This is a genomic window from Candidatus Protochlamydia amoebophila UWE25, assembly GCF_000011565.2.
GTDB classification, from domain to species: domain Bacteria; phylum Chlamydiota; class Chlamydiia; order Chlamydiales; family Parachlamydiaceae; genus Protochlamydia; species Protochlamydia amoebophila.
The window spans coordinates 997452-1022903 of record NC_005861.2 but is presented as its reverse complement, the minus strand read 5'-3'; the positions used below and the strand labels follow the sequence as shown (position 1 = coordinate 1022903).

General features: G+C 33.8%; 23 protein-coding genes and 2 pseudogenes. 11 read left to right on the top strand and 14 right to left on the bottom strand.

The window, feature by feature from the left end; translation table 11 throughout:
- Position 1 precedes the first annotated feature (1 nt).
- The 5 genes from pgl to PC_RS03915 all read left to right on the top strand — a co-directional run bounded on the left by pgl (position 2) and on the right by PC_RS03915 (position 4979).
- Positions 2-784, top strand: a complete 783-nt coding sequence (gene pgl / locus PC_RS03935; RefSeq protein WP_044044908.1) for a 6-phosphogluconolactonase — start codon at positions 2-4, stop codon at positions 782-784.
- A 44-nt stretch (positions 785-828) separates the two neighbouring features.
- Positions 829-1860, top strand: a complete 1032-nt coding sequence (gene tsaD / locus PC_RS03930; RefSeq protein ID WP_011175368.1) for a tRNA (adenosine(37)-N6)-threonylcarbamoyltransferase complex transferase subunit TsaD — start codon at positions 829-831, stop codon at positions 1858-1860.
- Between the two features lie 118 nt (positions 1861-1978).
- On the top strand, positions 1979-2134 hold the full coding sequence (gene rpmG, locus PC_RS03925; protein WP_011175367.1) for a 50S ribosomal protein L33: 156 nt from the start codon (positions 1979-1981) through the stop codon (positions 2132-2134).
- Between the two features lie 25 nt (positions 2135-2159).
- Positions 2160-4292: an ABC transporter permease gene (locus tag PC_RS03920; RefSeq protein ID WP_011175366.1), complete on the top strand. Its 2133-nt coding sequence runs from the start codon at positions 2160-2162 to the stop codon at positions 4290-4292.
- Positions 4293-4979, top strand: coding sequence for an ABC transporter ATP-binding protein (locus PC_RS03915; RefSeq protein ID WP_011175365.1), 687 nt, complete (start codon positions 4293-4295; stop codon positions 4977-4979). It abuts the gene before it with no gap.
- On the opposite strand, the gene PC_RS03910 is transcribed toward PC_RS03915, so the two are convergent.
- Positions 4965-5660: a hypothetical protein gene (locus PC_RS03910; RefSeq protein WP_011175364.1), complete on the bottom strand. Its 696-nt coding sequence runs from the start codon at positions 5658-5660 to the stop codon at positions 4965-4967. The two genes, PC_RS03915 and PC_RS03910, sit on opposite strands and share 15 nt — an antisense overlap.
- Before the next feature lie 178 nt (positions 5661-5838).
- Positions 5839-6669: a hypothetical protein gene (locus tag PC_RS03905; RefSeq protein ID WP_011175363.1), complete on the bottom strand. Its 831-nt coding sequence runs from the start codon at positions 6667-6669 to the stop codon at positions 5839-5841.
- Between the two features lie 256 nt (positions 6670-6925).
- Here PC_RS03905 and PC_RS03900 point away from each other — a divergent pair, with 256 nt between their 5' ends.
- From PC_RS03900 to tdh, 3 genes are all read left to right on the top strand, one after another.
- The gene (locus tag PC_RS03900; protein WP_011175362.1) at positions 6926-8008 is read left to right on the top strand and encodes a thioredoxin domain-containing protein; all 1083 of its coding nucleotides are present in this window, start codon (positions 6926-6928) and stop codon (positions 8006-8008) included.
- Between the two features lie 45 nt (positions 8009-8053).
- Positions 8054-9244, top strand: a complete 1191-nt coding sequence (locus PC_RS03895) for a glycine C-acetyltransferase (protein WP_011175361.1) — start codon at positions 8054-8056, stop codon at positions 9242-9244.
- Positions 9245-9481: 237 nt separating this feature from the next.
- Positions 9482-10510 carry an L-threonine 3-dehydrogenase gene (tdh, locus tag PC_RS03890; protein ID WP_011175360.1) on the top strand — a complete coding sequence of 343 codons (1029 nt, stop codon included), beginning with the start codon at positions 9482-9484 and terminating at the stop codon, positions 10508-10510.
- A gap of 451 nt (positions 10511-10961) precedes the next feature.
- Here tdh and PC_RS03885 read toward each other — a convergent pair whose 3' ends face one another.
- Entirely contained in the window at positions 10962-13349 is a 2388-nt protein-coding gene (locus PC_RS03885; protein ID WP_044044905.1) for a heavy metal translocating P-type ATPase, read from the bottom strand.
- Positions 13350-13920: 571 nt separating this feature from the next.
- On the opposite strand from PC_RS03885, the pseudogene PC_RS11115 reads away from it, so the two are divergent.
- Positions 13921-14650, top strand: a pseudogene (locus tag PC_RS11115) (IS1 family transposase).
- 275 nt (positions 14651-14925) lie between these two features.
- On the opposite strand, the gene PC_RS09875 reads toward PC_RS11115, so the two are convergent.
- From PC_RS09875 to PC_RS10320, 5 genes and pseudogenes are all read right to left on the bottom strand, one after another.
- Positions 14926-15333, bottom strand: coding sequence for a hypothetical protein (locus tag PC_RS09875; protein ID WP_011175356.1), 408 nt, complete (start codon positions 15331-15333; stop codon positions 14926-14928).
- 45 nt (positions 15334-15378) lie between these two features.
- Entirely contained in the window at positions 15379-17235 is a 1857-nt protein-coding gene (locus tag PC_RS03870; RefSeq protein WP_011175355.1) for a protein kinase family protein, read from the bottom strand.
- A 199-nt stretch (positions 17236-17434) separates the two neighbouring features.
- A pseudogene (locus tag PC_RS11110) lies at positions 17435-18145 on the bottom strand (IS1 family transposase).
- A 289-nt stretch (positions 18146-18434) separates the two neighbouring features.
- Positions 18435-18605 (bottom strand): transposase, encoded by a 171-nt coding sequence (locus tag PC_RS10325; RefSeq protein WP_079890399.1) that lies wholly within the window; start codon positions 18603-18605, stop codon positions 18435-18437.
- Positions 18606-18614: 9 nt separating this feature from the next.
- On the bottom strand, positions 18615-18740 hold the full coding sequence (locus tag PC_RS10320; RefSeq protein ID WP_079890398.1) for an IS630 transposase-related protein: 126 nt from the start codon (positions 18738-18740) through the stop codon (positions 18615-18617).
- A 318-nt stretch (positions 18741-19058) separates the two neighbouring features.
- Between PC_RS10320 and def the strand changes: the two genes are divergently transcribed.
- Positions 19059-19589, top strand: a complete 531-nt coding sequence (gene def, locus PC_RS03865; RefSeq protein WP_011175353.1) for a peptide deformylase — start codon at positions 19059-19061, stop codon at positions 19587-19589.
- 508 nt (positions 19590-20097) lie between these two features.
- Here the strand turns inward: def and secG are convergent.
- A complete protein-coding gene (gene secG / locus PC_RS03860) occupies positions 20098-20391 on the bottom strand; it encodes a preprotein translocase subunit SecG (RefSeq protein WP_011175352.1) in 294 nt (97 codons plus the stop codon).
- Positions 20388-21182: a triose-phosphate isomerase gene (gene tpiA / locus PC_RS03855; RefSeq protein ID WP_011175351.1), complete on the bottom strand. Its 795-nt coding sequence runs from the start codon at positions 21180-21182 to the stop codon at positions 20388-20390. The genes secG and tpiA overlap by 4 nt, the downstream gene beginning before the upstream one ends.
- A gap of 161 nt (positions 21183-21343) precedes the next feature.
- On the opposite strand from tpiA, the gene PC_RS03850 reads away from it, so the two are divergent.
- The gene (locus PC_RS03850) at positions 21344-22285 is read left to right on the top strand and encodes a C39 family peptidase (RefSeq protein ID WP_011175350.1); all 942 of its coding nucleotides are present in this window, start codon (positions 21344-21346) and stop codon (positions 22283-22285) included.
- Between the two features lie 195 nt (positions 22286-22480).
- Here the strand turns inward: PC_RS03850 and PC_RS03845 are convergent, their stop codons facing one another.
- The 4 genes from PC_RS03845 to PC_RS03830 all read right to left on the bottom strand — a co-directional run bounded on the left by PC_RS03845 (position 22481) and on the right by PC_RS03830 (position 25253).
- The gene (locus PC_RS03845; protein ID WP_011175349.1) at positions 22481-22723 is read right to left on the bottom strand and encodes a hypothetical protein; all 243 of its coding nucleotides are present in this window, start codon (positions 22721-22723) and stop codon (positions 22481-22483) included.
- A gap of 598 nt (positions 22724-23321) precedes the next feature.
- Positions 23322-23543, bottom strand: coding sequence for an F-box-like domain-containing protein (locus PC_RS03840; RefSeq protein ID WP_011175348.1), 222 nt, complete (start codon positions 23541-23543; stop codon positions 23322-23324).
- Between the two features lie 74 nt (positions 23544-23617).
- A protein-coding gene (locus PC_RS11105) for an IS1-like element ISCpr1 family transposase (RefSeq protein ID WP_181679045.1) occupies positions 23618-24348 on the bottom strand; the annotation gives its coding sequence in 2 pieces (ribosomal slippage) (positions 23618-23874 and positions 23874-24348; 732 coding nt in all).
- A 206-nt stretch (positions 24349-24554) separates the two neighbouring features.
- On the bottom strand, positions 24555-25253 hold the full coding sequence (locus PC_RS03830; RefSeq protein WP_011175346.1) for an MIP/aquaporin family protein: 699 nt from the start codon (positions 25251-25253) through the stop codon (positions 24555-24557).
- Positions 25254-25452 lie beyond the last annotated feature (199 nt).

Here is a 25452-nt window from a genome sequence, read left to right as displayed (position 1 = left end):
TATGCAAACAGCTCATTGGAAAACATCTATTCGATCGTTTGATGAAAGGCGTAATTTTATCGTTGTTGGAAATGCAGAAGAAACAATTCAATTTTGCGTAAAACAATTCATAGAAATTGCGCAAGAGGCAATTGAAAAACGGGGTTTGTTTACAGTGGCTTTATCAGGAGGACAAACCCCTAATGCTATTTTTAAAGAATTGAGTCAACAAGACTATTTAAAGCAATTGGACTGGACTAAAGTGTTCTGTTTTTGGAGTGATGAAAGGAGCGTTCCTCCGACAGATACGGAGAGCAATTATGCCATGGCTATGGAATCTGGCCTCGCTAAACTTCCTTTAAAAAGAGAACATATTTTTCGCATGAAAGCAGAAAGTGACATTGAAGAGAACGCTCTCGAGTACGAAGCCATCATACGTGAAAAAGTCTCTTCTAATAGCTTTGATTTATTAATGCTAGGAATGGGAGATGATGGTCATACAGCATCACTTTTTCCTCATACGCAAGGCTTACACGCAAAAGATCGTCTAGTCATTGCTAATTACGTTCCCCAAAAACATACTTGGCGCATGTCTTTGACCTATGAATGTATTCATTTGGCTAAAACGATTTGTATTTACGCCATGGGAAAGAAAAAAGCCAATATGGTTGCTCAAGCATTAACAAAAAGCTATGATCCAGATAACCTTCCCATCCAACGTATTGGTACAACACATCATAAAGCTCTATGGATTTTAGATCATGAAGCTGGTGAAAAACTCTTGCAAATTTTCCAAAGACGGTAAACACTTAAGACAAAAATCCACAAAAATGAAATAGTTTAGACCTTATGTTAGTTTTGGGAATAGAAAGTACTTGTGATGAAACAGCGTGTGCCATCGTTCGTGATGGAAAAGATATTTTGTCAAACATTGTCGCTTCACAAATTGATTTACACAAAGAATACGGAGGCGTTGTTCCTGAACTGGCTTGTCGAAGGCATATTGATTTAATTATTCCAGTCATTGATCAAGCTCTTAATCAAGCAAAATTAACACTTGAACAAATTGATTTAATTGCGGTTGCAAATGGCCCAGGGTTAATTGGAGCTTTACTGATTGGTTTAAATACTGCTAAAGCACTCGCTTTAGCCCTTCGAAAACCTTTTATTGGCATTAATCACGTGGAAGCTCATTTATATGCAGCAATTATGTCACACCCTCAAGATTTTCAATTTCCTTGTTTAGGCGTCGTTCTGTCTGGCGGTCATACTGCTCTTGTTTTAATTAAACAAATTGGTCAATACGAACTTATCGGGCAAACTGTGGATGATGCAGTCGGAGAAGCTTTTGATAAAGTCGCTAAGATGCTTAATCTTCCCTATCCTGGTGGACCAGAAATAGAAAATTTAGCAAGGCACGGCCGTTCTGTTAAATTTAATTTTAAAGCTGGACAAGTGAAAGGTCGCCCTTTGGATTTTTCTTTCAGCGGACTAAAAACAGCAGTCCTTTATGCTATTAAAGATCCTAAAGCGCTTAAAGAGATGGTTCTTTTATCCTCCGAAATGACTCAAGATATCGCAGCAAGTTTCCAAGAAGCCGCTTGCAGTGATATTGTGAAAAAATCTCTATTGGCTGCAAAACAATATGGTGTCAATACTCTCTTATTTGGGGGGGGTGTAACGAATAATTGTTACTTAAGAAAATTATTTTCTGTGGCCAATTCAAACTTAAACTATATATGGCCTTCTGCCGGTTTAAGTTTGGATAATGCTGCCATGATCGCAGGTCTTGGATACTACCGTTATCAATTACAAAACAAAAGTGATTCCATGGATTTAGAACCATTAACACGAACCCCTTTACAATCCGTAAAAGAATAGATTTCGCGCATAAACAAACTGAAAAGTTACAAATATTCTTATTTCGACTATTGAATTTAAACATTTATTAAGTTAAGATTAATAATCTTAAGAAAAACCCCATGGATGGAGCTAATCAATGGCCAGCAAACGTGAAAACATTAAAATGAAAAGTTCAAAAAGTCACTATCATTACTACACATCAAAAAATAAAACTTCAACTCCAGGACGTCTAACATTAGTTAAATATGATCCAGTCGTACGTGAGAGAGTAGAATTTAAAGAAACAAAGTAATTTTTTTACTTTTGGTGCATAAAACATGTTTGAGCTTTCTGTCGCCTGCAAATATCTTATTCCCCGCCGGCGACAGCTCTCTGTTTCCATTATAAGTATCATCTCTGTTTTAGTCATTAGCCTAGTTGTCTGGTTAATCATTGTTTTTTTCTCCGTTACCAATGGCCTAGAAAAAAATTGGATTTATAAACTCACTACTTTAACCGCACCTGTTCGAATTACCCCTACCGATGCTTATTACCACTCTTACTATTATCAAATTGATAGTTTAAGCGAAAATTCCGGTTATAGTCACAAAACAATACGGGAAAAGAACGAATCACAGTTCACAGATCCTTACGATAAAGATTATGATGAAGAAATTCCTTCTCACTGGCAAACTCCAGATCGTCAACCTGATGGATCTCTAAAAGACCTTGTTAAATTAGCTTTCAATTCGATTCAGAATCTGAAGAAAATACCTGGCTTATATGCTCAAGACTTTGAATTAACAGCTAGCCATATTAAACTTCGCCTTCAAAGAGACATGTCCGTTTTGCATGCACACAATTTTTATGGAGGTGCAACGCAATCATATTTAGCTTATCCAACCTACTTAGGTAACTTTGAAGCAAATAACTCCAAAATTGGCCAAACTTTTTTACCTATCGAATCAAAAGATCTCAATAATTATTTACAATTGATTCCTTTTGCAGAGAATCATGAAGATAATCCAGATGAAAAAATTCCTTTTCCTCAAACGATACTGCAAAAAAGATTAAGAATTTTTTTTGATCATGTCATGATCAATCAACTACAAGCTAAATCATTTGGTTGGACAATTCCGAAAACTTTATTTCCTTTAAAAGCCCATTGGCAAGGATGTGCTGTTACTAAAGAGAACCATATTTTACGAATTGTTGTTCCTGCCCAATCCGAAAAATGCATGCAAATTCAAAAGTCTCTTGAAGACCAAGGTTTAGAAACGATTTTGGGACAATTGCATCTTGATGAAGGAAAAGCAATATTTTATGGAAAAAATCAAACTGTTTTTAATGATCTAACGAAAATTCCTATCACTTACGCTAGTGGGAATTCTTTTGAAGCTCATTTAATCTCCTCTTCAATCGAACGAGCCAAAAGATTAGATGATCTTACTTTTGAGATAACCGTGCCTATCCAAGGTGATATTTTAAAAGGAAATGTCCCTTATCGAGGACTAGAAATTGCCTCTGCGGAATTAAAACCCACCAATAAAAATTTTGGCAACCCCTTCTGGGTTTATCAATCATCCGCAAATTCAAATTTTATTCTTCCCTCGGATTCGGATATAGGCGGAGGGATAATTTTACCTAAAAGTTTCAGAGAAGCTGGGGTTTTGATTGGCGATCGGGGACACTTAAGCTATTTTGCTGCGACTGCAAGCCTTTTGCAAGAACAGCGTCTTCCAATTTATGTTGCAGGATTTTATGATCCAGGAATTATTCCAATTGGTAATAAATTTGTTTTAGCCAATCCAGAAATCACCTCTATTATTCGAGCATCTCATAATCAAGATGATAAATCTAGTTTAACGAATGGAATTAATATTCGTTTCGATCATTTAAGCCAAGCAGATGAAGTGAAAGACGCCTTATTAAAGGCTTTTCAAAAAAATGGGATCAGTCGTTACTGGGATATACAAACTTATAAAGAATACGAATTTACAAAAGAAATTATTCAAGAGCTTCAGAGTCAAAAAAATATTTTTATGTTGATTGCCGTGGTTATTATTCTCGTGGCCTGTTCTAATATTATTTCTATGCTCGTTATTTTGGTAAATGATAAAAAAGTTGAGATCGGAATTCTTCGTTCAATGGGAGCTTCTTCAAAAAGTATTGCCCTTATATTTGGATTTGCAGGTGGAGTAATTGGTATCCTAGGAAGTTTAATTGGAATTGGAGCAGCTATACTGACTTTAAGTTATTTAAGCACTCTTATTGCCTTTTTAAGTCGTTTGCAAGGACATGATATGCTTAACGCTTCTTTTTATGGACAAATGTTAACACATGAAATTAGTTATGAAGCGTTATTTTTTGTTTTAGGAGCGACTTGTATGATTTCTTTACTAGCAGGTATTGTACCTGCTGTCAAGGCTTGTCTTTTAAAACCCTCTCAAATTCTAAGATCTGGGAGTTAAATGCATTCTCATTCAACCTTAATTCTTGAAGCTCATGATATTCAAAAAAACTTCTATCATCCTGTGCAAGTAAAAATTCTACAAAGCGTTTCTCTTCAAGTTCAAATGGGAGAATCGGTGGCGATTATAGGAAGATCAGGAGAAGGAAAAAGTACATTATTACAAATTTTAGGTACACTCGAACAGCCTTGTTCAGGAACTTTAACAATTGATAATCAGTTAATCTCCTCTTCAAATAAATCTCAAATACGAAACGAATTAATTGGGTTTGTTTTTCAATCGTTTCACTTACTTGAAGATTATACAGCCTTAGAAAATGTTTTGATGCCTGCACGCATTGGAAGAAAATCTGTCGCAAAAGGAAGTTTGACAGAACAACGAGGAATGGAACTTCTTCATCAAGTTGGACTTCAAGAACGTGCTCATTTTCATACAAAACTTTTGTCTGGCGGTGAAAAACAACGAATTGCATTAGCTAGAGCTATGTGCAATGATCCTAAAATAATCTTTGCAGATGAACCTTCAGGTAATCTCGACAGACAAACTGCTCATCTCATGCATGAGATTTTACTAAAATTTATTCATGGGCAACAAAAAGCTCTTGTTTTAGTTACTCATGATCCAGAATTAGCCAAACTTTGTTCGTCTCAATATGAGCTTATTAACGGTTGCTTATATCGCCGGTAATTGGCGCTTGAAAATGGCGGCTCTTTCGGAAGGCGTGGAAAATAAATTTACATCTAAATCAAGATGGTTACAAAAATCCATATATTTATAGATCAAAGGAACTAGAATAATATTCTGAATAATCGTTTCAATAGCTAAAAAAATTGGAATCGATGTATGCATTGGCAAAGCAAATCCTAAATGATGCGTCACAACTCTTGCAATAGCAAAACTTGCATTATCAATTATCGTAGATTTAAATACATTCCAGACACGAAAACGACACATCTCAAGAAAGGAAGCATCCTGTACATTTTCTTGTGTTACTAAATGACAACATCGAATAGAAAAAACATAGGAAAAGCATAAATCGATTTTGCTCAACAAAATATCTTTAAGGTAAGTTCCAATTCGATAATAATAACGTGTTTGTTTAATAAAATTGCTTTCAAGTATCTCTGGCGAAAATTTAGCATTTAAAGTTTGAAGTGCTTGCAATTCCCACTGCTCAAAGACTTTTTTTATCTGAAAAGCAACAATAAACCAGACAGCGTAATTAATAGGATTAATTCCAGTTTTAGGGAAAATCTTCCGACCAACTAAACCATACGTCCCTCCAGCCACGGCGGCTAATCCGACAGTTTCGACTTGGTTATATAAATAGCTAGGAGTTGTAATAACTCGGTTAATAGAATCAATCATAAATGATTTTTTTACTAAAATTTTTTGTGCTGTTAACTTACTTGAGAATATTTTTTTTTGCAATCTTAGAATTTTTTATTCAAGAAAAATTTTACAATAAAATTTTTGAGCACTATAAATTAAGTAAAAAATTTTAAACTATGAATTTAGCGATTGATATAAAATTTTAAACAATAAGCTAAACTGCTTGCTCCAGTTCTATATGCTGACTGTTCGCTACTATAACTTGTTCTTTTATAGAGTCGGATTGCCCACAAGTCTGAGATGCTTGTCTAGCTAATTCTTCTTCTTCTTCTGCTCGTATTTTGTTATAAACAGCCGTAAATTTATCTACTAAGCCATGGACAAATTGTAAAATGTGCATACTTAAAATGAGTTCGCCACCGACAAAAATATAGCCACATTTTTTTACTAATCCTATTCCCAACTCTTGAGGAATTGAGGTAACGAAAGATTCTTTAACTTGTTCAATCAATGCGCGGCGAAAAATTTCTAAAAAAACTAAATCGTTATCTTTTATGTGGCAATCCAAAATTTGTTGCTTCGTCCGAATTTTTAACGCATAAGAAAAAACTTCGTCTATTTTTTTTTCTACGTTTTCCCCAAAACGAACAACTGACCACGAATACTTTCTTAATTTATCTACAAGGTTAGATTTCCTTTCAGGCAAATTTTCATAAATTGTACGCTCTCCAATTAATTTTAAAGCAACGAGATGTGTTAAGTTTGCAGATTCAATAATGGCAGCGCTTGCTATTCCAGACAAAACATAAGGAAAGCAAGTCACGGGTTGACTATATTCAACAAATTTAATCCAGACGAGAACGCGCTCCATTCCGTACGCCAAAAAACCAGCTACACCACCCTTAGCTAAATTTAAAGGAATCCTTAATACATAAGGAACTTGCACATCAGATGTTTGCTGTGCTTCTGTATGTATTTCACTATTTTCTAATAGTCGTGTGCCATTTCCAGTAGGAACGATGCTTAAATTGGCAGGAATTGACATGTTAACTCCCTTTTAAAAAATTAATAAATAAGTGTAACATTAAAATAATTGTTTAACAAGATCTTTTACGACATAAATATTAAACAAAAGTTGTTATTTTTTTTAAATTTTATATAAAAAACTAATTAACTTGTTTCCAAAAAAATTCTTGACAGATGTTGCGTGATTACTAATAATGATAAAGTTTAAGTTTAAAATTATAAAATCACTGTATACGAAATACAAGTACCAATCTAATTTTTAGTAGGTTAATGCAATGCATACACAATTAACGTCGACTTCAAATTCATTTAGCCAGCGAAATTTTTGGATTGTAAGCTTGTCTTTAATTTCCGGCCTTATTTTATCTATTTTATCTTGGCTTGAGCTATGCGTTGAACATTGTTCTGCTAATCAGGAATATCGACTTTTTGGAATGCCATTCGCGTTAGCAGGAATGGCTTTTTTTCCTGTTATGCTAGCGATTCATTTTTTCTCTAAAAAATTTCCTAGTCTTTCAAAATTAACAAGTTGGTCTCTAGCTGCTGCATTTGGCGCTGAAATCATGTTTATTTTGATTCAAAAATATGAGATAAGACATTGGTGCCCAGTTTGCCTAGGCATTGCACTTACGGTAACTATCGCTTGCATCGCAAGAGCCCTCCCTTACTTTAAAACTTTTTACTCTGCTATTCAGCAAGGGGAATTTATGACTAAAATCAAACAAGGTTTGCTCTCTTTATCATTTATCATTTTAGGATTTCTCATGGCATTTGTAGGGATCTCAAAAGTTGATGCGGCAGAAGATGCTATTGCGGATATGAAAAATCGCTTAATGTTTGGCTCTAAAACAAGCCCCGTTGAAGTTTATTTTGTCACCGATTGGTTTTGCCCTTCATGCAAAAAAATCGAAACGCAAATAGAAAAAATTTTGCCAGACATCCAAAATCAAGCTGCCTTATTTTTCGTGGATTACCCAATTCATAATAAAAGTATGAATTATACTCCCTATAACTTAGCTTTTTTAGTAAATGCTAAATCCAATTATTTAAAAGCCAGAGAAGTTCTCTCTCAGCTAACTGAAAAAACAGAAACTCCTCATGACAATGATGTTGTTAAGGCTGTTAAAGCTTATCACATTCCCTTTAAAGAATTGAGTTTCTTAGATGTTAAAGCTGGAATGGAATTTTTTGATAAGGTTGTTAAAAAATATGACCTTTCCGCTACACCAACGATTATTGTTACTAACACAAAAACGAATCAAGTCATCAAATTCGAAGGAACTGATGAAATTAGTGATCAGAACGTGTTAAATGCTATTCAGACTTTAAGCCAAAGTCATGAAGAAACTAGTAAATAAATATGATTAACAATTTAATAAAAAAGCTACTGAAATAAAACAGCTATGGATGAAAATTTTTTATCACATATTGAAGCCCAACTTGAAGATTTAAAAACACAGGGTTTATATAAACAAGAGCAAGAAATCACTTCACCTCAAGATGCTAAAATTACTATTGCTGGCGGAAAAGAGGTTTTAAATTTTTGTTCTAATAATTATTTAGGTCTTGCAAATCACCCCGAAATTATTCAAGCAGCTGAAAAAAGCTATTCAGACTATGGTTTTGGGCTCTCCTCTGTGAGATTTATCTGCGGAACCCAAACTGTACACAAACAGCTAGAAAGGCGCCTTTCTCAATTTTTAGAAACAGATGATACAATCCTTTATTGCTCTTGTTTTGATGCTAATGGGGGTCTTTTCGAAACACTTCTTAGTGCTGAAGATGCCGTAATTAGTGATGCTCTAAATCATGCTAGTATTATTGATGGAATTCGATTATCCAAAGCAAAACGTTTGCGTTACGACACGAATGACATGGCTAGCTTAGAGCAACAACTGAAAGTAGCTAAAGACTCACGCTTCCGTTTGATTGCAACAGATGGTGTCTTTTCAATGGATGGAACAATTGCGAATTTAAGAGCCATCTGCGATTTAGCGGATGAATATCAAGCCCTTGTCATGGTGGATGACTGTCATGCAGTTGGCTTCATGGGAGTAAAAGGAAAAGGAACTTCTGAGTTTTGTGATGTCATGGGTCGCGTCGATTTGATCACAGGAACCCTTGGAAAAGCTCTTGGAGGAGCACTTGGTGGATATACTTCGGGCCGCAAACCTTTAATTGATTGGTTAAGACAGCGCTCGAGACCTTACCTATTTTCTAACACCCTAGCTCCTAGCATTGCTGCTGCTTCTTTAACTGTATTAGATTTGATTGAAAAGTCTGATGATCGACGAGAAAAACTAAAGGCTAATGCGCTCTACTTTCGAGAAAAAATGACTGCTCTTGGCTTTGACCTTATTCCTGGCTCTCATCCTATTATTCCTATTATGCTAGGAGATGCTAAACTTGCCCAAAATTTTGCGGCTAAAATGTTAGAACAAGGAGTTTACGTGATTGGATTTGCTTATCCAGTTGTTCCCCAAGGTAAAGCTCGTATTCGCACACAAATGTGTGCCAATCATACGCGAGAAAATTTAAATCAAGCCATTCAAGCTTTTGAAAAAGTAGGAAAAGAACTGAAGATCATTTCTTAATAACCGAAACTATAGCCTAAATCAAACTATACTTCACTAACCTAGAGTTTGAAATTTTATCCCAACTCTAGCAGTGATATCTTTTGCTTCACTCCAATCCTATCATCCTCCTTTTGACCTCCTCATTTTGCAAGTAAGATATTTTAATTTCTGATTGCAAAGTGAAATGAATTTGTAATCATTTCGTATGCTGACTATAATGGTCCCTCCTCAAAAAATCACATTGAAGGTCTTTTTATGAAAGGTTTAGTCAAGAAAATATCAGCTCCCGGTCTTTGGATGGAAAATCTGCCAATACCGTCGCATGTGAAAGATGATGAAGTTCTGATTAAAACAATTAAAACATCCATCTGTGGCACCGATGTTCATATTTATAAATGGGATGCTTGGGCGCAGAAAAATGTTCCTGTGCCTTTGGTGATTGGTCATGAATTTATCGGTGAAATAGCAGAATTTGGAAAAAATGTTAAAGGATTTAAAATTGGAGAACGAGTATGCGGGGAAGGACATATCGTTTGTAATCAATGCCCAAATTGCCGCATGGGTCGTAAGCATGTCTGCATGCACACGAAAGGGCTAGGTTATCATATTTCTGGCTGCTTTGCTGAATATTTTGTTCTTCCTGCAGAAAATGTTTTTTCTCTACCCCCTTCCATTTCTGATGATTTAGGCGCCATCTTCGACCCTTACGGAAATGCTGTCCATACTACGCTCGCCTTTAATCTTATTGGTGAAGATGTTCTTATTACAGGTGCTGGCCCAATTGGAATCATGGCAGCCGCCATTGCTAAACAAGCTGGTGCAAGACATATTGTCATCACAGATGTAAACGATTATCGTCTAGACCTTGCAAGAACTATGGGTGTCTCGCATGCTATTAATGTTAATCGAGAATCTTTAGATAATTTTATGCAATCTCTAGGAATCAAATATGGCTTTACAGTTGGACTTGAGATGTCTGGCCATCCTGACGGACTAAAAACTTTAACGGAAAAAATTCGACATGGAGGAAACATCGCATTACTTGGCATTCTCCCACCAGCTACTTCTATTGACTGGAATTTAGTTATTTTTAAAATGTTAACTTTAAAAGGGATTTATGGAAGAGAAATTTTCTCAACCTGGTATCAGATGGTTCACCTTCTGGAAATTGGCTTAAATTTAGCTCCTATCATTACCCATCATTTTTCAGTTGATAATTTTGAAAAAGGATTTGAAGTGATGTTATCAGGCCAATCAGGTAAAGTGATTCTTGATTGGGTTTAACCTTTTCCCCTGCATAAAATTTTTGATGCAGTTTACAAAATAATTATTAATAATTAAAAAATTATTGTGTCCAAAAACGGATGAAAAAAACATCGAATTTTTTGAAAAATGTTGTCTGTATCAAAGCAATTCCAACAAATCTTTTATCTAATTCATAAATAAAATAATATTTTTTTAACAAGCTTAACAATAATTTAATTTTGTTAATCAAAAATCAAATAAATTGGTAATAGCTAAGTTTATATCCATATTTGCTTTTTAAGGAACAAATTCGTGACAATTTCAGGACATTGCTTTTGACTTTCTACATCTCTTGTATTAGGCAAATCTTCTACCGCATTTACTGAAAAAGACGAAATGAACATAAACTGCCTTAAACAATTAAATTTAATTCTTTTGTAATTTTAATTGATAAGAATCAATCATCTTAATGGAAGAATTTAATGAATATCTATTTATTTAAATAGACTCTTTTAGAATTAATTAAAACAAGTAAGCTGCTCATCACCATGGCAAAAGCCGCAAATAGTGGGGTTAACGATCCGTAAACTGCTAATCCTAAACCAATGCAATTGTAAAAAAAAGCCCAAAATAAATTTTGCTTAATAATTTTATGTCCTTTTTTAGCCAAGTGATGCATTTTTTGTAATATTTGTAAACGATTGGTTGTTAAAAGAATATCAGAAACCTGAATCGAAATATCAGTCGCCGACATAACGGCAACGCCTATATGAGAAGCTGTCAAAGCCGGAGCGTCATTGATTCCATCACCAATCATCATCACAATTTCTCCCTGTTTTTTTAGCTTTTCTATCAATTCTCTTTTTTGAAGTGGATGATATTCTGCAAACCATTCCTGAAATCCGCACAATCGAGCCACGGCTTCAACAGCTAATGAAGAGTCTCCTGACAATAGCAATGTTTTTATCCCTTTTAAAGATTGAATCAACGTTTGTACTTCTGGTTGAATACGATCTCCCAAATGAATAGCAGCTAAACAAATATTTTGCTTAGCAAAAAAGACTGTCGTTTGAGCCTCCATATTTTTTCTCAAATGAATTAAAGGAGTTGATATCCCCTGTTGTTGTAAAAAAATGGCTGATCCAAAATAATAGGGGATTTTTCCTTGATACCCCCTAATTCCTCTTCCGATAATCTCTTCGATTTTTTCAATGTTGCTCTCTTCAAAATCAATAATAGCTTGATCAACTGATCGAGCGATGGGGTGATTCGAATGAGAAACTAACGCTTTTAAAACACTTTTTTCTTCTAAAGAAAGCTTTTCATAGCCACTTAAAACAGTATATTTTCCTTCTGTAACAGTTCCTGTTTTATCACAAACTAAAATTGTTTCTTTACCGAGTAAAGCTAAACAAGCTCGATTGCGAATAATGACTCCGAGCTTAGCAAATGCATTTAGTAATTGAGATTCTACTAAAGGAACAGCAATTCCAATAGCACATGGACATGAAATCAGTAAAACTGATACAGCACGAATAATTCCGGATTGTAAAGAGGTTTGATCAAAATCTTGTTGATTAAATAGTAAGCAGTAAACAAAAACCCCAATCGCTAAACATAAAACAAACGGAACAAACCATTTGACAATCGAATCAATGGTTCGTACATACTGAGCTTTATGACCAATATCTTGCTCTACCATTTCAACGATTTGAAAGAGGGCAGTTTGCTCAGAAGTAGCAGTCACTTTAATAACCAAAGATCCCTGTTGCAAAATCGTTCCAGCTAAAACATCCATCCCAACATTTTTAGGTACTGGTAAAGCCTCTCCTGTCATTAAAGATTCATTGCAAATCCCCTCTCCTTCTTCAACAATTCCATCCAGTACAATTTTCTCACCACTCAAAACAACCAGCAAATCGCCTATGTGGATCTCTTTTAAAGAAACAAACTCATTTTTTGTTGCAGAGATTTTTTTTCTCCCGCGTCTTGGTAGCGCTCTTGTCAATTGAACAAGAGAATCTTTAGCAGAAAATTTGGCTTTCGACTCAATCATTTTTCCTAACAAGACGAAAACAATGATAACTGTCATCGAATCAAAATAAACATACGAACTCCCCCTCCACATTTCATAAATAGATAGCCCTGTTGCTGCAGCTACACCTAAAACAACTAAAGCCTCCATTCCCCATAACCCTACTTTCGCACCAGTATAAAATCTTTTCCATATTGGCCAAGCACTATAGGTTAAAACTGGTAGTGCTCCTATCAAAGAAAGCCAAGCAAATAATTGGGCATATCCTTCTGCTTGTTCATTAAAAAAACTGACATAAATTGGATAAGCAAACATCATAATATTCATTGAGAAAAATGCTGCGATAACAAAACGAAGGGATAAAGTTCGACTCAACACTTGTTGGCGAGGATCCTGCAAAAAATTTGGACGATATCCCAAATTTGAGATGAGTTTTAAAATTCTTTCTTTTGTGATATGAACAGGAGCATATTCGATCGTAGCCGAATCTGTTGTATAATCAACGTAGCAATAAGCAATCCCCCATTCTTTCAAAAGAGTCAGCTTGATAACTTCTGCACAAGATGGACACCACATATCGTGAATTTCTAAATGTAGCTTTTCAAGCGTCTCTTTCTCTCCTATTTTCTGACTATTAATTTCTTCCAAAAGGCGCGGATTGGCGATCAAACCTGATTTCAAAGCTTGCTTAAACAAAGGATGTTCACTAACATTATTTAACGCTTGTTGAGTGGCAAGAATTTGATGCACAGTTTGACACCCTGCGCAGCAAAATGTTTTTTCTCCATCTTTATAGAAGACAAGGTTAACAGGGCTTTGACAAAGTAAACATTCAGATGTCATAGAGTTTTGTTAAAATAGTTATTCATTTAAAAAATTAATTTAAACACTAACACACACTTCATTTGTTGACCGCATCATTTCATTTACAAGAAATATAGTATTTTAAATTGAAATTTACATGTTACTTAACGATTCTCTTCATTAATCATTTTATTTTGAGAATCTAAGACAAACTAGCGTCTAAAGTTAAGAGATGGATGATTCTACTTTCCGTTATGAATATGGCCACTTTTTTTGATTATCGTCGAGCTGCAACTTGGGCATGTTAATGTTGTTTTAGATCTCCGTATGATGAAAACCTTATAAGAAAGCCATTTACATTAGAAAAATCAAATAAAAATTTTTAGTTGGCATGGCATGTTTAGGACTATTTAATTGTTAATAATAGCAAATACTTAAAAATTGTTGATATAAAAATAAGAAGTTTTGAAACGCATATCTAATGTATAGTTAGTTGCATTTAATTGTGCACTTATGTGTGCATATTTGGTAGTGCTAAATAGGTAAGGCTATTTCAATAAACTGATCTAATTTGATAGATTAATTATTCTAATTCAAGCGGAGAAGAGCAATGAGATGGACGCACTGCGGCTCAGATTTGGTAAAAAAGAATAGTTATACAAGACATGAAAAGCAAAATTTTCGCTGTTTAGAGTGTGGCAAACAGTGGAGCGAAAACAATGAAGCTAAAATCATTAACGAACAAACAAAGGAACTTGTCAGAAAAACTCTTCTAAAAAGGGTATCTCTTCATGGAATTTGTAGAATTTTTGATGTAAGGATGCCATGGCTGCTAGATTTTATTAATTTCATTATCAATGATTTGCCTGAGGATTTAAATGTACAAGTCACTTGTCATGAGAAAGACGAGTTGAAAGTGGCTACACTTGAAGTAGATGATCTATGGAGTTTTGTAGGAAACAAGAAAAATGATTAGTAGTTATGGCTCGTCTTACATAAAAAAGTCGCCAAGTGCTCGCTAGGCAAGTGGGTCCTCGAGATAAAAAAACCGCTGAGCTTCTTTTTGCAAAATGACCCGAATCATTAAAAAAAAGCCCTCTATTTCACTGATAAATTTAATGTCTATTATGAAACCATTCCTTGGATCCAGCATCAAGCAGTTAGCAAGCAATCTGGTGAGACAAGCGACATTGAAAAATTTAATTTTACTCTTAAGACATAGGTATGCAAGATTTGTAAGGAAAACACTTTCATTTTCTAAAAAGCTAACTAATCACATTGAGTTAATAAAATATTTTATTTGTGATTACAATAGACAATTGGGAGCCTTACCTATTTAGCACTACCCCTAGAGTTCAAAAAAGAAATAAAGAAAATCCATATTTGACATAGGCTTTAAACAAGGCATAAATGATTGAATAGAAAAAATGGTAATAGGAGAACATAAAAATATCATCATTAATCTACTTGATGAGGTCAAAATTAAAGTTTATTTAGAGAATTTTGCCGCATTCCTGTAATACTGATTCAAGTAGAGCCTCGAAAAGCTCTACTTTTCTCATTTTTATAAATAATTAAAAAAAATTGAGACTAGATTCAATTAATTTTTATTTACTTAATCATAAGTCAGCTCGCAATTTTTAAGATGGGCTTCCCTTAAATCATAAATTTTATCTTTTGATCTTTGAGTTTTCATATGAATATCGATGATATGTAGAGCCAATTCTTTTGAATCGAGTTTTTCTAACTCTAGTCTTTCGAGAGCCTCAGGCCCTTCCCACCGATAGTTTTGTTGCTGCAGGCCATGCACGAAATAAAATAATTTAAACGCTTTTGCAAAAACAACTTTGCCATCTTTTGGATAAACCTGCCAATTAGTTTGATATTTATTTTTAAAAGTTTTATCCACTGTAATACCTGATAATTCTAGCCGCTCTTTCATTTTTGGATCTAAAATTTCAATCTCCTGGTCAGGAATTAACTTGGCTACCGGTCTGTAACTAGGATTTACTAAAACAAACATAAAGTTTTCTCCTTTAATTATTCAAATTTTATTTTATTCGATATTTTAATAAAAGTTAAGCCTATTTTGCCATTCGCTCTTAATAGTTCGAATAAGTTGGATAGGAGTTTCGCCATTTTCTAAAGCCAAACGGGATTCTTTTATTACAAACTTCATCCATTCTATTGCATGACAAGGAACCATTTCCTGCTCGTTTTCATCTTCTATTTCCTGCTCGTTTTCAACTTCTATTTCCTCTTGCTCTTCAAAGTATGGGTCCCCTTCATATGCATTTAAAGATTTCATTTTCTGCTCATATATTTTTTCTGCTTCTGAAGATATTAAATCTGCTATTCCAGGTAAAAAACTGCTTTTTAATTGGGGTAGATTGTCATAACAAAGTAATAAAGGTCGACTAAGTGAGGATGCAAAGCATTGATCATGGTCAATTGCAAAAAGACGGTAAAAATCGCCTTTCCGCTGGAAAAGCAAATTACCCTCGTTGCGATCTGTATTTCCAATTAAAAGGTCTAAAATAACCATTTTTTGTAAATCTAGTAAATGAATACGATCTAACCCAAAATTTTCGTTTTCTTGTACATTTCCATATTTTACACAATCAGGGACAAACAATTGTGCTGATCCTACAGCTCCTTCTCCCAGATCGATTAATACTGTCAAGGGGACTCGAAATTGGTTGTGATAATTTATGCATGATGCCATTTGTTCATTCTTGCATATTGTAGGATTATTCTTAAAATTATTTGCTGGTTTAAATATCCATTGAGGTTTTCCTTCGTCCGTTAAAGTATAAACTTCATTTACATTGCCACCTCCAAAAAGCTGAGATGATTCAATGATAGGAAATTTTTGGAGCTGCGTTCGATACTGAACCTTATCATCTACATATTTTTCATAAGCATCGGCAACAATACCCCCTTTTTCTCCCATACCCCTTAGTATTTCTAAAAAAGCTGGTATTCCTTCTTCTGTGTTATTATTTATAATGGCTTTTACACCTCCTTCAGGTTTTGGTTCACTCAAACTAAACTCTTTTACTTCCTCTATCGAGGAGGTATACCCCCCTCTATTTTCAATAGATTCCAAACAATTCAATAAACTTTTACATACAAAAGCAGGAGCTGGATTAATAACATTTATAGGCAGGGTTGCTTCTTGTTCACTTAAATCAGCAAGCAAAGGAGAAAATAATATTGAGTGCATATCTCTAATTTCTTGCTCTGTAATTGGAGCTTCTTCTCTAAAACGTGCGCTTAAACGCTCGTTGTAAACAGCAAGTAAATTGGCAGTGTTTAAATTTCCTTTTGCTGAGATAAGCCTTTGTAAATCTTCATTTGAGATTTTAAGATTTTGAGCAACCCGTACACACAAATTTTCGAGCCTTTCTAAAGCTGTTGAATTTGAAACGGTTTGTTTTAACGATAGTTTAACTTGCTGATCCTCTTCCGCATCTGAACTCGTTTTTACTGATTTTTTTTGTTGTTCAAATTCAGACTTACCTTCATTTGATTTTCTTGTTCGTTTATTTGCTAGCGGTAGATCGATAAAATGTGAAAATTGATTAGATTGAGATTCCTGAATGCCAAAAGTATTTATTTCTATTTGTTCAATCCGTCTATCTAAGCTTTCAATAGGTGAACGAGTATCTGGACTTCCAATACGAATGCTTGAAGTCGTTTGCGAACGAAAAGATATTTTACTTGAACCTTCAACTACATTGATTGTTTTAGTAGCCGTTAACTCAACGGGATTATTTTCATTAGAATTGGGGGGTGTTAATGTCTGGTATGACCGCCCTCCAACTGGATGTTCTTTGTTTGATTCTTTTGACTCAAAATTATTTTCAGAAACAAAACTTTGAGAAGAACTAATAGGTTTAGGAAATGGATTGGGATCATTCATAAAAAACCTAAAACTTGAATTATTAAATTAATTTTTTGCAAAAGCAATTTACAAAAATATTAACAAATAACTAAATTAATTTAAATAGTTATTTTCATTTTATTAAAAAATTGATCTAATAAAATTTAATTTTAAATTTATCTCAATATTTATTGATAAAAAAATTTAGAAATTTATTCATATAGAAATGAAAGAAACCTTAAACAGGAGATGAAAGTAAGCAATTATTATAATCAAAGATAAAATGCTTAATGATTTCAATATGATTTGTAAGTTTTTTAGAAAATAGTAGTGTTTTTCTAACAAGCCTTAAAGCCTAATTAAATCTTTCAATGTCATTTGTCTTCTCTGACTTGTTTGCTACATGGCTTATGCTGGCTAAAAAGGATAAGACTTCGAAGTAAACATTGAATTTATCTGTGTAAAATTCAGCTTTTTTTTTAAATCTTCTGGTAGTTTTGCAAGAAGAGCCATGGTCGATTTCTTATCCTGTTTTCCTACATGAAAAGCCAAAATCTTGTTTTTCTATGCTTTATCAGCCAAAGCCATTGTTCGTTTGCTTTTCAACCAACAAAGCTGTGAAGTTCATCTAGCTCTAATGCCCCAATCTCTAATTCTTCAATTTCCTCTAATATGACAGCATTTAAATGATCAAGCAGATTTTCAAATACTTGCTTTATAAAGTCTAAAATCCAAAGCATACTAACTTTAAATATGCGGCAAATTCCTTCAAGAGAAAGTTTTTTCAGCAAGGCTTTATAAATTCTTTCTCTGTCTTTTTCAGAAATCTTCTTTTTTTCGACGCTTCAACAAATTGCCTATTGCGGCTTAAACATTTGCGATTTTGCTTGTCATTTTTTCTCCGTCCATTTTTAACAATCACTTGACAACCACAATCGGGACACTTCATAGATCATCATCCTAAAAAAAAGAATTTTTTTACTTTATTGCCTTTTTTATCATCAGCTGTTTAAGCCTACCAAAAAAAGTTTATAACTGAATATATAGTTTGTTTCATATTGTTAATGTACTACTTAGGATATGTTAAAAAGACTTACTAAATGTAACAATTGAAACATTATCGTGGTAAAATGAATAACCTAAAAAGTATGATTAGGCAATTATCAGGTAAGTGCGTAAAGACTTTATACGAAACAGCAAATTGGATATTGGCCTTAGTATAGTGGAATAAATAAAAATTACAGACTTTGTTGCACACATGCTAAGAATAAATAATCAATTGATTGCTTCAAATAACGAAGTAAATTTTTTAGATTTTCTCTAAGAATTCTCTTTAAATTATCCCAGAATAATTTTATTGGATTCAAATCTGGTGAATAGAGAGGCAAAAAAAGGCATTTGACACCCAGCGAATTAAACTAAACCTTTTGTTTTTGAGATGGATGAAATACAATTTTTTTTAAAAATGATTTTTGTCGTTTACAAGCATAAAAAATGGCTTGTACAGTGACGCCGAAATGAGCGACAATTTCTTTTATAAACATCTGAGTAAGACTTGATAAATTTTAATAAAAATTTTATCCTTTATTTTTACTAGAATAAGCTGCCTTATTTTCGGCGTCAGACTTCCTACTTTTTTCTTTTAGGCCCACTTCCAAATTGTTTTAAGACTTAAACCGAAAATTGTTGCAGCTGTCACTTTTGCTCCCCGCCTTTATATAGCGCACAACATATTCTCTTAAGTCAGTTAAGTAAGCTATGAAAATAGTTTACAAAAAATAGCATGTAAATTTCAGTTTAAAATACTATAAATTCGAATTTTATGTTACGATGAAACTAATATTAAACGAGAGAAATAAATTATGAAGCTTCCTTTAGCTTATTATGGTGATTCAGTTTTGCGTAAAAAAGGGTCACAAATTGCAGAAATTAATGACACAATTAAACAGCTTGTTCAAGACATGATAGAAACAATGGAAGCAAATGACGGGTGTGGTTTAGCTGCTCCTCAAGTCCATCAATCTCTCTCATTATTTATCACTTGTATTCCTCAATACCTTGAAAACGACCAAGTTATTCCCGGTCAAGTAAGAGTGTTTATTAATCCCAAAATCCTTTCTTACAGCCAAGAAGTTTGGGCATGTCAAGAAGCTTGTCTTTCCATTCCAGGTATGAGGGAAACTGTTTCCCGCCCTTTAAAAGTGACAATTCAAGCCACAGATTTAAATGGACATACTTTTACAGAAGAATTTGCAGGTTTTGATGCCCATGTGATTATGCACGAAAATGATCATGTCAATGGAGTTTTATACATAGATCGTTTACCCTCTAAACGCAAAAAAGGCATTGAAAAATTCTTAAGAGAAATCAAAAAGAAATATAGTAAAAATTAAACTTTTAATCTTTCTAAAAGTTTTAATTTATTCGAAAATAAATTTATCATTAAATCATTAAATGAACATTCCGTGAATGAATGATATCTTAGCTCAAAACAGGGGGATTCCAAGTATGTAAATTTTTGCTTGAAAACTCTGTTAAAGATTCCTTGTAAAATTACCTATATAGGTAAAAATTTTCTCCTGCACAACAAGAAGCGATTCATCACATGGATGACTCAAGGCTTTTTTCTGAAATGGTAGATACGGATTACAATATAACCTAGCATTTGAATGAGATGGCGATATCATTATTTAATGATGGTTGGGACATAGCTGTTGATGAGATTAACGATAGCTATTTTGGAAATAATTTTACTTCTCAGCATGTTCCAATTAATAACTAAGAAAATCATAGTAATAATAATGGAATAGAATTAAAAGGGACATTAGTTCAACGACTTATCATAAGCGATAACTATAACCCAGACTCACTCAATAGATAAGCAAGTCTGGAGTCGACAATTTATTGAGATTCGATACGTTCCATTGTAAAGGCAGGAGCATTATTTTGTGAACGGCCAAGAGCAGTCGTCCATAAAGACAAAAGAATACAAGCAGTAAGAAAAATAACAGCTAACCATGCCGTGACCTTTTTCAAAACATCCGCTGTCGACGTTCCAAATAAAGATTCGCTAGAATCTCCACCAAAGGAAGCTCCGAGCCCAGAACTTTTGCTTTCTTGCATCAAAATAACTGCACAAAGTAATGCGCAAATAATCAAAAAGAGCGTAATAGTAAAAAAATATAGGAACGTCATAGTAATTTTGCCTTCAGATTGAATATTGACCCACCATCATTCACAATTTCAACAAAAGTTTCAAGAGAAAGTGATGCGCCTCCGATTAAAAGACCATCGATATCGGGTTGTTTAAGTAATGAGATTGCGTTAGAAGGATTCACCGATCCGCCATATTGAATGACAATCTGTTCGGCTAACTCTTCAGAAAAAATTTCTTTAATGATTTTTCGACAAAACTGATGAATTTCTTGTGCCCCTTCAGGTTTTGCGTTTTGACCATTCCCAATAGCCCAAACAGGTTCGTAAGCAATTATTAAGGTCTTTAAGTCTTCAGCTGTTAATCCAGCTAAACATTCTTGTATTTGAGTACGAATGATTTGTTGTGTTTCACCGGATTTTCGTTCTTCGAATGTTTCACCAACACAAAGCACAGGAGTGAGGCCAATTTCTAAAGCTTTCTTCACTTTTCGATTAATAAAAGCATTATCTTCTTTATAAAGATGGCGACGTTCAGAGTGCCCTAATAAAACAAAGGAAGCACCTGCTTCTTTAACCATTTTACCTGCGATTTCGCCTGTAAAAGCCCCTTCAGAGGCATCGTTCATATTTTGCGCACCAATTACTAATCGCGAATTTCGAATCTCTTGTTTAACAGGATAAATGGCTGTAAAAGGAACAGCAATCCATACTTGAATAGGGCTTACTTCAACCACTGGAAGTAAGGCTTTTGCAAAAGTGCAAGCCTCTTTAACGGTTTTATACATTTTCCAATTGCCTGTAATGACAACAGGGCGATGCGATGGACTCATCCGACGCTCTCCTTTTAATCTCAAATTCTTAAGAAAATATTTATATGTTATCCTAATCTAGGAAGAGATGAAACTCAAGAAATTTCATTTTTATTCAAGCTTTCTATAAATTAGAAAAAGATTTTTTAAAACAAATTTTAATACAATTTAGTTGGATTATTTTGGCTTTTTCTTCATCAACAATAACTCATCATGAGTTACAAATAAAAGACCCTTTTCAAAAAACTTATGAATGGGAATTAGAAGATATTCCCTTTTTCAACGAGTTAATTGTTTCTTGGAATGCTTTCCGTCCGTCACAAGGATTTTATCTCATTTCTACCTCTCTTTATACAACGCAATGGTCTGCATGGCTTCCTTATGCAGCTTGGCATAAAGACAAACAAAAAAGCTTTAACGTAACAGATAACGCATCAAATATTTGTTCTTTTCAAGATATTGTGGTTTGCCCAAATGTTTCCAAAGCTAAAAAATTGAGAATACGCATTGAAGCTATAGATCATGCTACCTTAAAAGATTTTTTTTGCTTACACGCTTGCACAACCTTAGGAACGCCCACTTTTAATAAAGAGGCTTCTCCTATGAGAGTGAATCCCCTTAATATTTCCCCTTTATCTCAAATGACTCTTGATCATCCTCGTTTTGCAGATCTTTGTTCTCCGACTTCAACAACTGCCACTATCCGATATTTAACACAAACGAATACTCTTCAAGCGACTCATTTTGCTCAACATGTCTACGATCATGCATTTGATATTTATGGCAACTGGTCATTCAGCGTAGCACAAGCTTTTGTAGAATTAGGAAAAGCATGGAGAGGGTGGGTGGCAAGATTTACTTCTTTTTATCAAATTATTGCTCAATTAAAAAATAATTGCCCCATCGTTGTGAGTTTGAAAGGCCCTTTAAAAGGAAGTGCTCAAACTTACCAATCAGGGCATCTTGTTGTCATTAGAGGTTATCATGCTCACAATCGGGAAATTCTTTGCATGGATCCTGCTTTTTCTTTAGATTCAGACGCTCTTATAGCATATGAAGAAGAAAATTTTTTACAGGCTTGGGAGAGGAGAGGTTTTGTTGGATATTGTTTTGCACGTCATTAAAATCAAATAAAAAAGTTTATTGGATCCATTTAATTGCTAAAAATAAACTTCACTTTCCCAAATTAGAAAAAAGCCAATCTTTGCAATTTAAAATTGCGCGATTCATCCCCTAACCCTATAAAGTTAGGCTTTTCCAGTTTTGAATAAATAAGAATATAAAACATTCTAGTTTATGGGATTTGATTCTTTTTTAAATTAGAAAAAATCAAAGTTAAACATTCTCTTAAAAGCCATTAAAACTATATTCAGGAGCCTGAAGTTAGTCTTCTTCAAATCCTCTTTATATTCCATATTATCAGAAGTTGTAGATAAAACACCTACATCTAACCAGGCTTGAGAAACTATACAATCCATTCCAAACTCAGTCGCCTTTTCTATAGTTCTATTAGCAAATGTTTCAAAAATTTCATTGCTCTCTAATGTTCTATCTTTAAGCAATAATTCTCCAAATTATATCACCATTTTTAGAATGCTCCTAAAATTGCTAACCAATGTCGGATCGGATATTAAGATAAATTTACCACTACCTTAATGCTATTCATTTTAACAGCTTATTTCATTATCTCTTAGCTTCTATTAGGAAAATCATTTAGAAAATGTCTGGAAGAGTTAAATTTATTCCAATCGATAGAGAATGGAAAATAATAGGAAAGGAAATTTTCCATTTTCAATAAAAATAAAACTGCCTTTTTAATATAATTTATTACAATGCAGCTGTAATGTACTCACTAGTTTATTTCAAAATTTTATAAGTATAAAATAGCCCCTTTATTCAAGGGGCAAAAATCACTCATGTTATTAAGCATTTTTTTTTGTAAACAGTTATTTTGCGATTACCAAGTGAACCTATTTGCCCAGTTGGAGAATAATGCGTGCTCAGATTAGGCGTCGCAAATCCAAATAGTGCTGAAGCTGCACTATTTGTGCGAAATTGAAGATCATTCGTTGTTGTTTTTTTTATTTGCGTCTGAATGATCTGTTCTGTACTTTCTTCACGAGTTGTTTTGCTAACTTTAAGCTCTTCATAAGTTTGCTTTCAACTCTTATGGGGTTGTTTCGCTCCTTTAGCTACCAATTCCCCAAATTCAATTTCAGTTTTGGGTTTCCATATTTGAAAATCCTTTGATAAATTTTCAAATATTTTGCATGTGCAGGCAATTGCTTGTAGGTCTCTTTTTCCTAAAAATGAAAGGATTTGTAAATTGACTTCAACTGGAATAATTTTTTGAAGTGGTGACGTACTATTAACTGGACCCATGAATACCCATTTATATTAAATTTTAAAAACATAAATATATATTATTATGAATAAAATAAAACTTTTAGGTAGTACTAAATAGGTAAGGCTCTCAATTGCCTATTGTAATCACAAATAAAGTATTTTATTAACCCAATGTGATTAGTTAGTTTTTTAGAAAATGAAAGTGTTTTCCTTACAAGTCTTGCACATCTTTGTCTGAGAGTATAATTAAATCTTTCAATGTAGCTTGTCTGACCAGATTGCTTGCTAACTGGTTGATGTTGACTCCAAGGAATGGTTTCATAATAGACATTAAACTTATCAGTGAAATAGAGGGCTTTTTTTTTAATGATTCGGGTAGTTTTGCAAAAAGAAGCTCAGCGGTTTTTTTATCTCGAGGACCCACTTGCATAGCAAGCACTTGACGACTTTTTTTATGCAAGATGAGCCATAACCACTGATCATTTTTCTTATTTCCTACAAAATTCCATAGCTCATCTACTTCAAGTTTAGCCACTTCCAATTCATCTTTCTCACAACATGTGACTTGTGCATTTAAATCCTCAGGCAAATCATTGATAATGAAATTAATAAAATCTAGCAGCCATGGCATGCTTACATCAAAAATTCTACAAATTCCATTCAAAGATACCTTTTCTAAAAGAGCTTTTCTGACAAGTTCCTTTGTTTGTTCGTTAATGATTTTAGCTTCCTTATTTTCGCTCCACTGTTTGCCACACTCTAAACAGCGAAAATTTTGCTTTTCATGTCTTGTATAACCATTCTTCTTTACCAAATCTGAGCCACAGTGCGTACATCTCATTGCTCTTCTCCGCTTGAATTAGAATAATTAATCTATCAAATTAGATCAGTTTATTGAAATAGCCTTACCTATTTAGCACTACCAACTTTTAATATTTAAATTAAATTCCAAACAAAATTGACTTTTATTAAATTTCATTTAATATTTAGGAATTTTTTAATAATTAAAAAAAAGACTGAATAATTAGAGATTCAGTCTCCAATAAATTAAACGGAAGGAGTAGATAAAGTTGTTAAATCTTTTAACATCAATTTGCTATAAAGTAAACCAGCTAACAATCCACCAAGAATTGGACCAATCCAATAAACAATTTGATCTATCCATTCTCCGCTTACAAGAGCAGGTCCAAATGCGCGAGCAGGATTCATGGCTGCACCTGTTAATCCACCACCTACAAGTATATCAAAGATAATTACACCACCAATAGTAAAACCAGCAATTGATTTAAAAGCCCCTTTCGGATCAACTGCAGCGGCGTAAACGGTAAATACTAAGAGAAATGTTAAAATTGCCTCAGCCATAATACCTATTCCCATAGAAACTCCATCTGCTAAAACAGGCGTTCCTAATTTTGTCACTTCTGTGACATCCGTTGGAAAGATTATTTTAAGGCATAGTGCTGCAAATACAGCACCTGCTAACTGAGCAAAAATTTCTGCCACTGTTGTTTTCCAGTCCGACCTTCCACCGATTAAGACTCCTATAGAAACAGCTGGATTAAGTTTTCCCCCTGAAATATGGCCAACGTTAGATACCATCACAGCAATGGCAAGTCCATGTGCAAGAGCAATTCCGACAAGCCCCACACTGCCAGGATTCATCTCATTTAAACAAATTGCGCCTACCCCGATAAAAATCAACGTAAAAGTTCCAATAAATTCAGCTAATAACCATGCAAGATTCATAAAACCTCGTATTAATTGTGATATCAAAAAAACAAAACTGTAAAATTTAAAAGCAGAATTTTACAGGCTCATCTAATTTTTTGATTTTACTAACTTAGAAGTTTCTCATTTCAATCGACCAAAATGATTTCCAAATCAAAAAATTTATATTCATTTTAAAAATAACATATTAGCAAAAAGAATATTTTAATGAGTCAAT